The organism is Mesobacillus subterraneus, assembly GCF_020524355.2.
Classification (GTDB): Bacteria; Bacillota; Bacilli; order Bacillales; family Cytobacillaceae; genus Mesobacillus; species Mesobacillus subterraneus_C.
In genome coordinates this window covers 1,202,553-1,216,024 of the sequence record NZ_CP129019.1, presented here as the reverse complement: position 1 = coordinate 1,216,024, position 13,472 = coordinate 1,202,553, and the positions used below count along the sequence as shown (strand labels likewise).

14 protein-coding genes and 2 pseudogenes are annotated in these 13,472 nt (G+C 42.8%); 1 reads left to right on the top strand and 15 read right to left on the bottom strand.

What is annotated here, in order from left to right:
* Positions 1-41: 41 nt before the first annotated feature.
* The 15 genes and pseudogenes from LC048_RS06085 to LC048_RS06015 form a co-directional block, all read right to left on the bottom strand.
* Entirely contained in the window at positions 42-464 is a 423-nt protein-coding gene (locus LC048_RS06085; protein WP_226602170.1) for a stage V sporulation protein AB, read from the bottom strand.
* Positions 454-1,071, bottom strand: coding sequence for a stage V sporulation protein AA (locus tag LC048_RS06080; protein ID WP_226602169.1), 618 nt, complete (start codon positions 1,069-1,071; stop codon positions 454-456). Before LC048_RS06080 ends, LC048_RS06085 begins: the two co-directional genes overlap by 11 nt.
* A 602-nt stretch (positions 1,072-1,673) precedes the next feature.
* Positions 1,674-2,432: an RNA polymerase sporulation sigma factor SigF gene (gene sigF, locus LC048_RS06075; RefSeq protein WP_306049727.1), complete on the bottom strand. Its 759-nt coding sequence runs from the start codon at positions 2,430-2,432 to the stop codon at positions 1,674-1,676.
* Between the two features lie 13 nt (positions 2,433-2,445).
* A complete protein-coding gene (spoIIAB, locus tag LC048_RS06070; RefSeq protein WP_226602167.1) occupies positions 2,446-2,886 on the bottom strand; it encodes an anti-sigma F factor in 441 nt (146 codons plus the stop codon).
* Positions 2,887-2,889: 3 nt separating this feature from the next.
* Positions 2,890-3,240, bottom strand: a complete 351-nt coding sequence (gene spoIIAA, locus LC048_RS06065; RefSeq protein ID WP_041965294.1) for an anti-sigma F factor antagonist — start codon at positions 3,238-3,240, stop codon at positions 2,890-2,892.
* A gap of 140 nt (positions 3,241-3,380) precedes the next feature.
* The gene (locus LC048_RS06060; RefSeq protein WP_306050456.1) at positions 3,381-4,553 is read right to left on the bottom strand and encodes a D-alanyl-D-alanine carboxypeptidase family protein; all 1,173 of its coding nucleotides are present in this window, start codon (positions 4,551-4,553) and stop codon (positions 3,381-3,383) included.
* A 473-nt stretch (positions 4,554-5,026) separates the two neighbouring features.
* Positions 5,027-6,331 (bottom strand): pyrimidine-nucleoside phosphorylase, encoded by a 1,305-nt coding sequence (locus tag LC048_RS06055; protein WP_306049723.1) that lies wholly within the window; start codon positions 6,329-6,331, stop codon positions 5,027-5,029.
* A 40-nt stretch (positions 6,332-6,371) separates the two neighbouring features.
* On the bottom strand, positions 6,372-7,196 hold the full coding sequence (locus tag LC048_RS06050) for a purine-nucleoside phosphorylase (RefSeq protein ID WP_226602165.1): 825 nt from the start codon (positions 7,194-7,196) through the stop codon (positions 6,372-6,374).
* A gap of 12 nt (positions 7,197-7,208) precedes the next feature.
* Positions 7,209-8,390 carry a phosphopentomutase gene (gene deoB, locus LC048_RS06045; protein WP_306049721.1) on the bottom strand — a complete coding sequence of 394 codons (1,182 nt, stop codon included), beginning with the start codon at positions 8,388-8,390 and terminating at the stop codon, positions 7,209-7,211.
* Positions 8,391-8,654: 264 nt separating this feature from the next.
* Positions 8,655-9,547 (bottom strand): annotated as a pseudogene (gene xerD, locus LC048_RS06040) (site-specific tyrosine recombinase XerD).
* Between the two features lie 5 nt (positions 9,548-9,552).
* Positions 9,553-9,780, bottom strand: a complete 228-nt coding sequence (locus tag LC048_RS06035; RefSeq protein WP_226602162.1) for a YqzK family protein — start codon at positions 9,778-9,780, stop codon at positions 9,553-9,555.
* A gap of 179 nt (positions 9,781-9,959) precedes the next feature.
* Positions 9,960-10,418: a ferric iron uptake transcriptional regulator gene (gene fur / locus LC048_RS06030; protein WP_041965288.1), complete on the bottom strand. Its 459-nt coding sequence runs from the start codon at positions 10,416-10,418 to the stop codon at positions 9,960-9,962.
* A 115-nt stretch (positions 10,419-10,533) separates the two neighbouring features.
* A complete protein-coding gene (gene spoIIM / locus LC048_RS06025; protein WP_023627454.1) occupies positions 10,534-11,175 on the bottom strand; it encodes a stage II sporulation protein M in 642 nt (213 codons plus the stop codon).
* 307 nt (positions 11,176-11,482) lie between these two features.
* A pseudogene (locus LC048_RS06020) lies at positions 11,483-12,647 on the bottom strand (endonuclease Q family protein).
* Positions 12,648-13,199 carry an NUDIX hydrolase gene (locus LC048_RS06015; RefSeq protein ID WP_226602160.1) on the bottom strand — a complete coding sequence of 184 codons (552 nt, stop codon included), beginning with the start codon at positions 13,197-13,199 and terminating at the stop codon, positions 12,648-12,650. It abuts the pseudogene before it with no gap.
* 75 nt (positions 13,200-13,274) lie between these two features.
* Here LC048_RS06015 and mciZ point away from each other — a divergent pair, with 75 nt between their 5' ends.
* Positions 13,275-13,421 (top strand): Z-ring formation inhibitor MciZ, encoded by a 147-nt coding sequence (mciZ, locus tag LC048_RS06010; protein WP_306049718.1) that lies wholly within the window; start codon positions 13,275-13,277, stop codon positions 13,419-13,421.
* Positions 13,422-13,472: the final 51 nt, after the last annotated feature.

Here is a 13,472-nt window from a genome sequence, read left to right as displayed (position 1 = left end):
GCTAGCTGGGTGCCCGGATTTTTTCAGCATTCACAAAAGCCTTAACGTCCAACAAAGTAAATCCAATGGAATAATGATCCGAATACTTTTCCCAGCACGATCGCCATAAGCAACGTTTCTAGTTTGTCATCCACCCTGACTCTTTTAGCGAGAATGGGAAGTACATTCAGGACCTCTGTCAACGCCGCAGCCAGCATTCCCACAAATATTCCCCCCGCCAATCCAAGCGGAATCATAACCAGCGGAGAAAAACTGAGAAGTGGGTCCCTAAGGCTGCCGACAGTTCCCAAGAGAGCCCCAAGGACAACAGACCATTCATACCAGGAAATCAATTTCATTGTCTTCGTAAGCTGTGTAAGTCTGGGGATCACTCCTAGAACAGACAAAAACGCTACAAATCCAGACCCTACCGCCAGCCCGCTCGCCAGTCCCACCAGCATTATGAATAAGATGCTAATCGTCATCTATATGCTTCACGCTTTCCTTGTTTTCATGCAAGATTACATATTGGTCAAGCGATTGCTGGTAGTTGAACATTTCAACTTCAAGTGGACTGGGCTCTTCATTTAACCTCTTTTTAAATACATGATTAAAAAATACCACCATGCCAACTCCTATTCCAATTGAATAAGGAATTTGGAACAAAAGCGGCTTCTCTACTTTTTCTCCAGTCATAATGTAGTAAAGACGCTCATGGACCGTTTGCATACTGACATCCTCATGGAAATTCATAATGGTCAATGCTGCACCGAAAAACAAAAGGAACCAGACGAGGATAAAAAATGGAATTGACATTCCTTTTTTCTTGTAAATCACCTCGATAATTGTTTGCGGCGGTCCAACTGCCTGAACCTCATGATCCCTGTATATCCCCGTGATATATTCAATGACCTTCATGACATCAACAATGTGGATATGATCCTTAGGCGTAACTTTAAGGACCTTTAGTGCTGCCAATTCATCATAAATATCCTCACTGGCAATGATTTGCGCAATATCCTCTAACAAAAGCGATTCCTCAGGCTTGACCTGGACGCGGTTTCGCATGCGGATATAAATCGTTTTTTCCATCAGTTTCACTTCCAACACATTGTTTTCCTCGTATATTTAGTATGGGTTCATAACGCTTTTTCATGAAGTCCAATAAATGGTTAAGAAAGTAGCTACAATTGGTGGATGTTTTTCTGTAAAGAAGAGTTTGGGGGAGTGAATAACAGCTATTAATGAACTGTTTTTCCATGATCCGTAGTTTTATGATGCCAATAAGTCTGTTGGTGGTCTTATTTTCCATAATATGTATTTTCCAAGTGCCAATTCGTTCTGTAGGCGACCTCATTTTCCATAATAAGGAATTTTAATGCACCAACAAGCTCTATTGGTTTACCTTTTTTCCATAATCCGGAATTTTCGTGTGTCAACAAGATCTGTTGGTGAACTATTTTTCCATAATATGTATTTTATCGGCGCCAATAAGCTCAAATAGCGTATCTATTTTCCACAATAAGGAATTTTAATGCATCAACAAGCTCTATTGGTTACCTTTTTTCCATAAACCGGAATTTTCGTATGTCAACAAGATCTGTTGGTGAACTGTTTTTCCATAATCTGTATCTTACCAACACCAACAAGCTCTATTGATGGCCTATTATAAAATGAAAAAAAGCCATATGGATTCAAAGATCCATACGGCCTTTCATTTGCTGCAGTATTTTCTTTTCGAGGCGTGAGACCTGGACCTGGGAGATTCCGAGCCGGACTGCGACCTCGGATTGGGTCTGATCTTTATAATATCTCAGATATACGATCAGTCTTTCCCGTTCGTCCAGTTCATTTATTGCTTCTTTTAATGCGATTTTATCGAACCAGCGGCCTTCTTCCCCATTATCTATCTGGTCTAGCAGGGTAATCGGGTCACCGTCATTTTCGTACACCGTTTCATGGATGGATGCAGGACTGCGGCTTGCTTCCTGTGCCATGATCACATCTTCAGGCGAAATTTCCAGAAACTCGGCTATTTCATTGACGGTCGGGACTCTGCCGAAAGTCTTGGAAAGCTCATCCTTCGCTTTCCTGATTTTATTGCCAGTTTCTTTTAGTGACCTGCTTACTTTCACGGTACCATCATCCCTGATGAACCGCTGAATTTCTCCAATGATCATTGGAACGGCATACGTCGAAAACTTCACATCATACGAGAGGTCAAATTTATCAACTGATTTCAAGAGGTCGATGCTGCCAATCTGGAACAGATCGTCAGGCTCATATCCTCTGTTGAGAAAGCGCTGGACAACAGACCACACAAGCCGCATGTTCTTCTGGACGATTAGGTCCCTGGCGGCTTGATCTCCCTGCTGGCTTCTCAAAATCAGTTCTTTGACTTCATGGTCCTTAAGATACGTTTGGCTATTATCCTTTTTTACCTCCACATCCATAAGCAGAACTCCCTTAATTGCACAGCGCTTTGCTCTTTGACAGGTGCTTTTTCAAACGAATCTCTGTCCCAAAGCCGGGCTCTGATCTCACTTGTACTTCATCCATGAAATTTTCCATAATCGTAAAACCCATACCGGACCTTTCAAGTTCAGGCTTGGATGTATAGAGCGGCTGCATAGCTTCATCGATATCTGGAATCCCTATTCCTTCGTCTTTAATCAGCATTTCCACCGTTCCATCCTGAATCATCACAGAAATGAACACTTTTCCATCTGAATTACTTTCGTAACCATGAATGATGGCGTTTGTTACTGCTTCCGACACAACCGTTTTTATTTCGGTGAGTTCATCCATCGTTGGGTCCAGCTGTGCAATGAATGCTGCAACCGTGACGCGGGCAAAAGATTCATTTTGGCTTAATGCGCTAAAATGAAGATTCATTTCATTTTTCATAGATCAAGCAACCCCCAATCTCTCTAATGCATATTCTTCTGACGGTTCAAGACGGATGATCTTGAATAAACCCGACATGTCAAATAACCTTTTGATTGGCGGAGAAATTGCACAAACTACCATTTCTCCATGGAGCTGCTTAATTTGTTTATACCTTCCTAAAACTACCCCTAGACCCGAACTATCCATAAAGGTGAGGTGTTCGAGGTTCAAGACAATGTGGCGGACTTCTTCGTTTTCAAGGGCTTTTGTTGCCTGCTCGCGAAGCTGGTCTGCAGTATGGTGATCCAATTCACCACTAACTCGAATCAATAAGACATCATGCTTCACTTCAATATCAATGTTAAGACTCACTATCCAAAGCCTCCTTATCTGGTATAGTGAGTCAAATTCTCCATCGATTCGGTCAAATCCTTCTAATGAACAAAACTAGTGCTCATTCGCTAAAACTAGATGGAATGGCAGTGTTTTCGACAATCCATGCGGAGCCTGCGTTAATGCTGGTTTCCAGCTCTCGTAAACATACCGAACGAGCGCTTGTAAAGAATCCACCAGCTCGCTTTTTCTACCTTTGCATCTGCAACAAGAGGCGTTTCCGCAAGGGTCTTGCCGTCTTTTACCAGCTTCAAAGTACCAACTTGGTCTCCTTTTTCGACTGGCGCTTTTAGAGTTTTACTCAAAGTGATTTTCTGCTTTACGTCCTTTACGTCTGCTCCTTTTTTCGTTAGGAGAGAGACACTTTCAGATGTAACAGCATTGATTGACTTCTTGTCACCTTTACTGATCGCTGCCTTTCCTAGTGGATGTCCTTTCTTGAACATAGGATGGGTCTGGTATTGGCTGAAGGCATAGTCCAGCATCTTCGTTACCTGTGCATTCCTGGTCTTGGAAGTTGGTGCTCCAAATACAACAGCAATCGCACGCATGCCATCCTTTTCCGCTGTAGCAGTCAGGCAATATTTCGCTTCATTCGTAAAGCCTGTTTTCAGGCCATCGACTCCAGGATAAAAACGTACAAGCTTATTCGTATTGACCAGCCAGAACTTCTTCTCAGAATCCTCACGGAGGTAATCTTCATACGTTCCTGTGAACTTGGTAATTTTTTCGTATTTCAACAATTCTTTTGCCATCATAGCCATATCATATGCCGAGCTGTAATAGCCATCGACAGGCAATCCGGTAGTGTTCTTGAAAACCGTATCCTTCAGACCAAGTTCCTTTACTTTCTCATTCATCATTTTCACGAATGCTTCTTCTGAGCCGCCAATCCTCTCAGCCATTGCAACAGACGCATCGTTTCCAGATCCAATTGCTATCCCTTTCAGCATTTGCTCAACTGTCATTTCTTCTCCTGGCTCAAGGAAAATTTGAGAACCCCCCATCGATGCGGCATATTCACTGGCACGGACCTTTTCATCCATTTTCAGCCTTCCTTCATCGAGCGACTCCATGATCAAGAGCATTGTCATGATTTTAGTCATGCTCGCCGGCGGCAGCTCTTCATGACTGTTTTTATCAAATAGAACCTGACCTGTGTCACGTTCAATCAAAATAGCTGAACTGGCATCATTGGCGAGTCCAGGGTCTCCTTCATTCGCATACCCTTTTGGGGAGATAATTGCAGCGCCCATCAAAAAAACAAGCAGTAAACTCGTTAACTTTTTCAGATTCATGGCCATAACCCTCCTATCTTTATAGGGTCTATTTTTTCCAATGAATCCATTTTTATACAAACAAGGTATATAAAACCGATATTTTTGCACAGAACAAAAAGCGCCAGCGCCTCGTTCAGCCCCGACCAGCGCTGGGGCCTGCTGCCAGTGAAGTCGTTCTTTGAATTCATTGGCAGGACCGAAATCGATATGTGAAGCCGACTGTCCAGAAACGCAGAAACTGGAGACTCCGACAAAGAAACGCTTTTTGCTTTTGCCGGCGGAGTTGAAGTTTCGGAGTTTCTAGGAGGCGACACTAGACAAGCGTCACGAGGAGTTAGAAGCCGTAGCTAGGCAATCGACTCGAGGGGCTAGGCGCTGGAGCTGGATTAAGACACCTACATGTAGTTATCCAAACAAAAATGATTTTATATTTTCTTATACAACAAAAAAAGCGAAGAGTCTCCTCTTCGCTTTTTCTACTTTATTCATTCTGTAATTTCTTCATGAACCAAAATCGGTGCATCTACATGTTCGCTTGATACCATAATATTTTCATACAGCATTTCTTTCACTTCGCTTACATCCTCGAAGTTGCTGAAAATGGTTAACAGAGAGTCGCCTTTTTCAACTTTGTCGCCGATTTTCTTACGCAATACCAAACCTACTGCCAAATCGATTTCTGATTCCTTTGTTGCTCTTCCTGCACCAAGAAGCATCGCGGCTGTTCCTACTTCGTCAGCAACGATTTCGGAAACATATCCTGCATCTTTTGCTTCAAGTTCGAAAGTATATTTTGCTTGAGGAAGCCTGCTTGGATCATCAACAACAGAAGCATCTCCACCCTGAGATGCCAGGAATATCTTGAATGTTTCAAGTGCCGATCCGTCCTTAATCACTTCTTCTAATTTACTGCGTGCTTCTCCAAGGGTGTCAGCTTTTCCAGCAAGGAATACCATGTGGCTGCCAAGCGTCAAGCAAAGTTCTGTCAAGTCTTCTGGGCCTTCACCCTTCAATGTATCGATTGCTTCCTTAACTTCCAATGCGTTACCGATTGCATAGCCAAGAGGCTGGCTCATATCTGAAATGACAGCCATCGTCCTGCGGCCGACATTATTACCGATTCGGACCATCGCCTTAGCCAGTTCACGTGAATCATCAAGTGTCTTCATGAATGCACCTGCGCCTGTTTTCACGTCCAGGACAATTGCATCCGCTCCAGCAGCAATCTTCTTGCTCATGATCGAGCTTGCAATCAATGGGATGCTGTCAACGGTTGCTGTTACATCACGCAATGAATAGAGCTTTTTATCAGCAGGAGTCAGGTTCCCACTTTGGCCGATAACCGCAATTTTATTTTTATTTACAAGATTGATGAATTCCTCATTGTCGATTTCAACATGGAAACCTTCAACAGCCTCCAATTTATCGATCGTTCCTCCCGTGTGGTCAAGTCCGCGACCGGACATTTTTGCAACCGGAACACCCAAAGCTGCCACTAAAGGCCCTAGAACAAGAGTCGTAGTATCACCTACACCACCTGTAGAATGCTTGTCAACTTTCACACCTTCAATCGCAGATAGGTCAATCTGGTCACCAGACTTAACCATTGCCATTGTAAGGTCTGCGCGTTCTTTTTCCGTCATTCCCTGGAAAAAAATCGCCATTGTCAGCGCACTTACCTGGTAATCAGGAATTGAGCCATCTGTATATCCATCAACAAAAAACTGGATCTCTTCAGTTGATAATTCATGTCCGTCACGTTTTTTCTCAATAACGTCAACCATTCTCATCAATATCACCACTTATCATTATTTAGCCAAGAAGCTATATTTACTTATTTCCTAACGTTTTTACAATTTCATTTACTAGTAAAAGGAAGCTTGACTTCACCTTTTCAGTCGTTTCAATTACCTCATCATGGCTTAATGGCTGGTTCAAGATCCCTGCTGCCATGTTTGAAATGCAAGAGATGCCGAGCACTTCTAGTCCTGAATGTTTCGCAACGATTACTTCCGGTACTGTAGACATTCCGACTGCGTCTCCGCCCATCGTCCGGATCATTCTTACTTCAGCTGGTGTTTCATAAACTGGTCCAGGATTGCCGACATATACTCCCTCTTTAATTGTCAGGTTGTTCTTGTCAGCGACCTCTTTTGCGATTCTTCTTAGATTTTTTGAATAGGCTTCGCTCATATCTGGGAAGCGGACGCCGAAATGCGAATCATTCGGCCCGATGAGCGGATTCGTTCCCATATTGTTGATATGGTCCGTAATGATCATCAAATCGCCTGGCTCAAAGCTTTCATTCACACCGCCGGCTGCGTTCGTAACGATTAGTTTCTCAATTCCAAGTTCTTTCATAACGCGAACCGGGAAGGTAACCTTATCCATGCTGTAGCCTTCGTAATAATGGAAACGCCCTTGCATTGCGATTACTTCCACTCCGCTTAATTGTCCGCAAACCAACTGTCCTGCGTGCCCTTCTACAGTGGAAACCGGAAACCCTGGAATCTCGTTGTAGGGAATCTTAACCGGGTTTTCGATATCCTCAGCAAGGACACCAAGCCCAGAACCGAGAATCAATCCGATGATCGGTTGTTGTTTAAGCTTGTCATTGATAAATGATGCTGCTGTTTGAATTTGATTGTAATCCATGAAATCCTCTCCTTATTTCAATTCCTTCAGGAAACTTGTTCCGTGTTCAGGCATTTTGACATTAAAGTTTTCTGCCACAGTTGCACCGATGTCAGCAAAGGTTTTACGAACAGGCAGTTCTTTTCCTTCAATCATTCCTTTTGAGTAAACAAGGAGCGGCACGTATTCACGCGTATGGTCAGTTCCGTAATGAACCGGGTCATTTCCGTGGTCAGCTGTAATGATGAGCAGGTCATCTTCTTTCAATTTCTCGAATACCTCGGGAAGGCGGGCATCATATTCTTCAAGTGCCTTTCCATAGCCTTCTGGATCGCGACGATGTCCGAATAGAGCATCAAAGTCAACAAGGTTCAGGAAACTTAATCCTGTAAAATCCTGATCCAAAGTTTGGAGCAATTTATCCATTCCGTCCATGTTTGACACCGTCCGCAGAGATTCAGTCACACCTTCACCGTCATAAATATCTGAGATTTTACCGATAGCCAGTACGTCAAGGCCTGAGTCCTTCAATTCATTCATAACTGTTCTGCCAAATGGCTTCAACGCATAGTCATGACGGTTGGATGTACGTTTGAAGTCCCCTGGTTCACCGGTAAATGGTCTTGCGATTACTCTTCCAACCATGTATTTTTCATCAAGTGTCAATTCCCTGGCTATTTTACAAATGTCATAAAGCTCTTCAATTGGAACGATTTCTTCATGAGCAGCGATTTGCAGAACTGAGTCAGCAGATGTATAGACGATTAAGGCACCTGTCTTCACATGCTCTTCGCCAAGCTCAACAAGGATTTCTGTTCCGCTTGCCGGTTTATTGCCGATGATCTTCCTGCCAGTACGTGATTCAAGCTCGGATATCAACTCATCCGGGAACCCGTCAGGGAACACCTGGAATGGAGTCTGGATATTCAAACCCATGATCTCCCAGTGACCAGTCATTGTATCTTTGCCATTGGAAGCTTCTTCCATCTTAGTATAATAGGCGAGCGGCTTTTCTGCAGGTGCGATACCTTTGATTTCCTCGATATTACTTAGTCCTAGTTCACCCATGTTAGGCATTTTCAATCCATTCATTTTTTCTCCGATATAGCCTAATGTATGGGAACCTTTATCTCCAAACTTTTCCGCGTCTGGTGCTTCTCCAATTCCGACTGAATCCATAACGACTAAAAATACTCTTTTATATGTATGAGACATTCCTTCTCCTCCTTAAAAGTGTGAATGCGTTATTAACCTATTTACAATTTTATGATACCCTTTTTTGTTTCAGTTAATCGAATGCTTGCGTTTTCATTTGTCAGAAGTCTGACATCCTCATTGTACTAAATATAATTAAAAACACAAGAAAAAAAGCCGACTTTTAGACGGCTTTTTATGACAATTCTATGAAACTATTAAGCAATTGGAAAACAGCCTGTTAAATGGTCCCAGCATCGCAAAAGCAAATAGTCAAACTTTTAATTATGCACGAGGATGGAACTTTGTATATACGTCCTTTAATCTCGTCTTTGTCACATGGGTATAAATCTGGGTGGTCGAGATGTCCGCATGGCCGAGCATCTCTTGCACAGCGCGAAGGTCTGCCCCATTTTCAAGCAGATGGGTTGCAAATGAATGGCGCATCGTGTGCGGAGTCAATTCTTTCTCAATGCCTGCTTCTGTCGCAAGGCGCTTAAGAATCTTCCAAAAGCCCTGGCGTGATAGCCCTTTCCCATGGTGATTCAAAAATAAAGCGTCATCCTTATGTTTTTTTGATACCAGCTTGGGCCTCCCTTTTCCAGGTATTGCTCAATTGCGCCTGAAGCTGTCTTGCCAATCGGGATGATCCTTTCCTTGCTGCCTTTTCCCATGCAGCGGACAAACCCCATTGTCAGATGGACATCAGATAGCGTTAATCCAATCAACTCGCTCACACGGATGCCGGTAGCATACATCATTTCCAGCATTGCCTTATCACGATAACCAAAGTGGTCTGTCAGCTTCGGGCTGTCGAGAAGTATCTCGACCTCTTCCATGCTCAATACTTTTGGCAAGGAACGTTCATGTTGAGGACTCTCGATGTGCACAGTTGGATCATGGTCCACTGCCTTTTCTCGAAGCAGGAAGTGATGGAAAGCTCTGATCGAGGCTATGTGTCTTGCCAATGTTTTTGATGATTTGCCTGCGTCTTTCAAATGACCCAGAAAATGAACAATCTGAGGACGCTGCACACCATTAAAGTCTCCAAGCTGTTCAACATTTTTCAAATAAGTGATATAGCTATTCAAATCTCGTTTATAGGACACGATTGTGTTCTTTGAAAGTCCCTTTTCAACAACTAAAAAGTGGATAAAGTCTTCAAGCCTGTCTTCCATGTTTATTACTCCCCATTCAGATAAAACAGTATCAGCCTTTCAAGCATACTTCCTTTTTCTTCGTCAAAAGTACCTGACACCTTTATGGCTGCTCCCTCTGGTGCGTCATATCGATGATAGCTTTCATACTCTTCGTTAACCCACATGATACCATAATAAAATAAGATTGTGCATCCAGTGAATAATATAAACACCTTAATGGTATGCATGACTAATCCGAACCAAGATTTCATTTTACTTGCCTCCAACTCGACACATAGGACCATGAGTTTTTTCAAGGTCGTCTCATGTTCTATTCGACTTTACTTAATTACTAATCTGTATGCCAATTTGGACAAGAATTATACCTTTTACTGAAGCAATTTTAATAGGAAAATAAAAAACCCTTTCTCATGGAAAAAGGGTTTTGGGATCATTCAGTTTCAGCCGGTTCTTTTTCCTGGCATCTGTGGCAAATACCATGGAAAGTCAGGCGGTGGTCCTTAATTTTAAATTTCCAGTCTCTTTCAACGATTTCTTCAACATCTTCAAGAAGGTCGTCCTGGATTTCATCCACTGCTCCGCATTCGATGCAGACGAGGTGATGGTGGAAATGGGCAGCGCCTTCCTGGCGGAGATCGTAACGGGATACACCGTCCCCAAAGTTAATTTTATCAACAATTTTCAGTTCAGTCAGCAGCTCAAGTGTCCGGTACACTGTTGCCAAACCGATCTCAGGAGATTTCTCTTTGACAAGCAAATAAACATCTTCCGCACTCAAGTGGTCTTCTTCATGTTCAAGCAAAACGCGAACCGTAGCTTCACGCTGAGGCGTTAATTTATAGCTGGACGAATGCAGCTGTTTCTTGATTCTCTCAATTCTGTTTTCCATTTCGATAACTCTCACTCCCCCGCCACTATTCTTATATTATACCAGAAGGAAAATGAGATTCAAAATAAAATTATTACAAATAAGAAACAATAGTTTTTATCATTTAAGATTAATTTTAATTTATCGAATTAATGACTGCTTTCAATAATGCCGGTGATAAATAAGCCTCGACTCCTGCCGCCACAGCCAGGAAGACAAGAGCGGCGACAAATGAAAAAATATATCTAAAGAACTGCGGCATAATTGGCTGGTTGATTTTCTTCATGAATTGGTTCCGGATCATTTTCAGTGAAAAGGTCACCGCCATTGCAGCCGTAATAATGAATACCGGAATGATGATGAAGTTTTGCGGCAGGATGGATACAAAGGAGAGCAGAAATCCGTCCCATTGCATTTGATTGACAAGGAAGCCGACTGTGAAACCAACAACCATTCCCTTCATAAAAAGCAGGATCAGTATGACCGGAAGCCCTATGATGGAAACTCCGAGGATCCAGATTAGTCCGATGAATTTCCCATTGTGTAAGAAGCTTTGTAGAAATAAATCTTTTCCATCTGCTACTTTTCCGGAAGCGGCCTGGCCAAAAAACTGAGATAAGTAATAGAATAAATCCTCTTTTTGAGTAAAGCTGAGGCTGTTCACGATTACTGCCCCAAAGATGACTCCCATCAAAAACAGGACAATGACAAAAAGATAGATTGAGGAATATTCTCTTAAATGGGTTACTGCGACGTCCTGGTACCTTCGTTTCTTCATCTCTCTTCCTCCTGCATATTGGTTACTATCATCATATGCGGGGACAAGGAGTCTATGACTGCAAATCTTCTATTTCTAAAATAATAGAAGGCTGTTCTCGTTAGATTTTTGTTAAAATCCTAAAGCCGATTTTAACGTAATATATACCCATTTGGCAGGTCGGTACTAAGTTTACATGCTCTTTTCTCATAAGAAGCATCAACTTTACGAAAGAATATAGTTCAATCAAATTGTGCATTCAATAGCAATACAGTTTGAGAATAGAGCCTAACAGAAACAAAAATCCGGTCGCATGGACCGGACCAACTTAATCTGATATTTTTCCGTATTTGCCTCCCCCGCCTGCGTGAAAAGCGAGTTGGCCTCTTCTTGCTCTATCTATGGTTACTGCTGTCCTTTCCGGAATGACCTTTTTTAAAGAATCTAAAGGCACAGAATGAAGGACAGCCATTTCTGTCCCGAAGTGGTCCATCAGCTTTTCTAGCATTTTCGGCCCAAGCCCCGGAATGAATTCGAGCGGCACCTGGTGGATATATGGCGGCCTTCCACTTTGATTTCCCTCTGAAGTCTTCAATTCCTGGATTCTGTCGGCGACACCTTTTACCCTATTGACAGATCCACATTCATCGCACGCACGATCATATGATGGATTGAAAGCCAGACATTCTGCACAGACTGTACGGTGATACTTTCCAAGTTGCGGATCCAGACCGTAATTCGCTTTGATACCCCTGCCTTCCAGTTGTTTTAAAGCAAGTTCCAGCTCACGAAAAGATGGCTCAGCCATTTCAATCTTCTGGTATTCTCTCGCAATTTTAGCAAGAGAGTGGGCGTCGGAATTCGTTACAAATGAGTAACGATGAAGCTCAGCTAACTGGTCTGCCATGTTCGTATCCGAGCTTAAGCCTAATTCAATGCCATCAATCATGTCTGCATCAAAAATCTCTGAAAGAGAACTCTTCACCCCTTTTCCGTATAAGCTTTTGAAGGGTGTAAAAACATGAGCGGGAATGAAGAGGCCGCCAAGTTGTTTCACCTTCTTTTGCAAAACACGGCCAGAAATATAGACTCTTTGCGAGCTCAAATGAATATTTTTCAAGTGATTTTCCAGCCATTCTGAAAAAGCTCTCATCGTTTTCAAGCTGGGCAGGTAGCATAGCACGTGGAGTGGCCCCCTGGGTGCTTTCATCATTAATCTCTAACTCAGAACCAAGGATCACACTCATCCCGCCATAATTCAACCCACCATCTGGATGTTCCTGCAGTTCACCTGCTTTAAACAATTCTTCCATTTCATCAAGGACTTCAGGTGAATGACTGTCTATCACCCCTATCAGATCCAATCCTTTATAATCACGTGCGTGGCGGATTATATTGCTGAATGTCAGCGATTTTGCACCAGTGATTTTAACGGCACGGCCTGATTTCGTTCTGCCAATATGGATGTGCAGATCAACGAAGTATTCCTTCATTTACTTTTCCAATGCCTCCTGCAACTGCAGATGCTGCACTGCAAATGCTGTCTTCGCATCGAAGATCTTTTGTTCTTTCACAAGCTGAATTGCCTCTTCAAGGGTTATTTCCATCAAATTGACAAATTCATCTTCATCGGCTGCTGCCGGATTTGCTTTTTTATTTAGCCCTGTTGCCTTATATACATGGATGATTTCATTTGCAAACCCTGGAGATGTATAGAAGGAAATTAGCCATTCCAAATTAGCGCATTCATAGCCTGTTTCTTCCTCAAGTTCACGTGCAGCACAAACTTCCGGATTTTCTCCTGCCTCAAGCTTGCCTGCCGGAATCTCGACGATCGTCCTTTCAAGCGCCTTCCTGTATTGTTCAACCATGATGATTTTATGATCAGCTGTTACCGGAATGACCGCGACTGCGCCTGGATGCTTGACGATCTCCCTTTTTGATGTTTTTCCGTTCGGTAATTCTACATCGTCTAACTGCAGGCTAATGACCTTACCTGAAAAAATCTTCTCCGACTTCAATGTTTTTTCTTCAAGAGATTTCATTCATGTACACTCCTGTTCTAATCCGATATCGATTGCTCATACATTTTATCATACTTATTCGAGAGGAGTATGCTGATGAAAATATACGTCCATAGCCAGGGGATCACTCTTGCAGGCAAGGCATGGGAAATCAAACGCATACTGAAAGAGTATGGCAAAAAGCATGAGCTGGTAAAAGATTGGGTGGAGACAGTCAATCAGCCGGTCCGCCAACCTAAATAGTTGAATGCACTCCTTTCCTTTCGTTAAAATAAAATCAACATTGGATCGGAG

Bases quoted from the DNA above. Each gene is read 5' to 3' on its own strand.
- LC048_RS06085 (WP_226602170.1), bottom strand. From the start codon at position 464: ATGACGATTAGCATCTTATTCATAATGCTGGTGGGACTGGCGAGCGGG.
- LC048_RS06080 (WP_226602169.1), bottom strand. From the start codon at position 1,071: ATGGAAAAAACGATTTATATCCGCATGCGAAACCGCGTCCAGGTCAAG.
- sigF (WP_306049727.1), bottom strand. From the start codon at position 2,432: ATGGATGTGGAGGTAAAAAAGGATAATAGCCAAACGTATCTTAAGGAC.
- spoIIAB (WP_226602167.1), bottom strand. From the start codon at position 2,886: ATGAAAAATGAAATGAATCTTCATTTTAGCGCATTAAGCCAAAATGAA.
- LC048_RS06055 (WP_306049723.1), bottom strand. From the start codon at position 6,331: ATGAGAATGGTTGACGTTATTGAGAAAAAACGTGACGGACATGAATTA.
- LC048_RS06050 (WP_226602165.1), bottom strand. From the start codon at position 7,196: ATGGATTACAATCAAATTCAAACAGCAGCATCATTTATCAATGACAAG.
- deoB (WP_306049721.1), bottom strand. From the start codon at position 8,390: ATGTCTCATACATATAAAAGAGTATTTTTAGTCGTTATGGATTCAGTC.
- LC048_RS06035 (WP_226602162.1), bottom strand. From the start codon at position 9,780: ATGAAATCTTGGTTCGGATTAGTCATGCATACCATTAAGGTGTTTATA.
- fur (WP_041965288.1), bottom strand. From the start codon at position 10,418: ATGGAAAACAGAATTGAGAGAATCAAGAAACAGCTGCATTCGTCCAGC.
- spoIIM (WP_023627454.1), bottom strand. From the start codon at position 11,175: ATGAAGAAACGAAGGTACCAGGACGTCGCAGTAACCCATTTAAGAGAA.
- LC048_RS06015 (WP_226602160.1), bottom strand. From the start codon at position 13,199: ATGAAATCTCTTGAAGAAAAAACATTGAAGTCGGAGAAGATTTTTTCA.
- mciZ (WP_306049718.1), top strand. From the start codon at position 13,275: ATGAAAATATACGTCCATAGCCAGGGGATCACTCTTGCAGGCAAGGCA.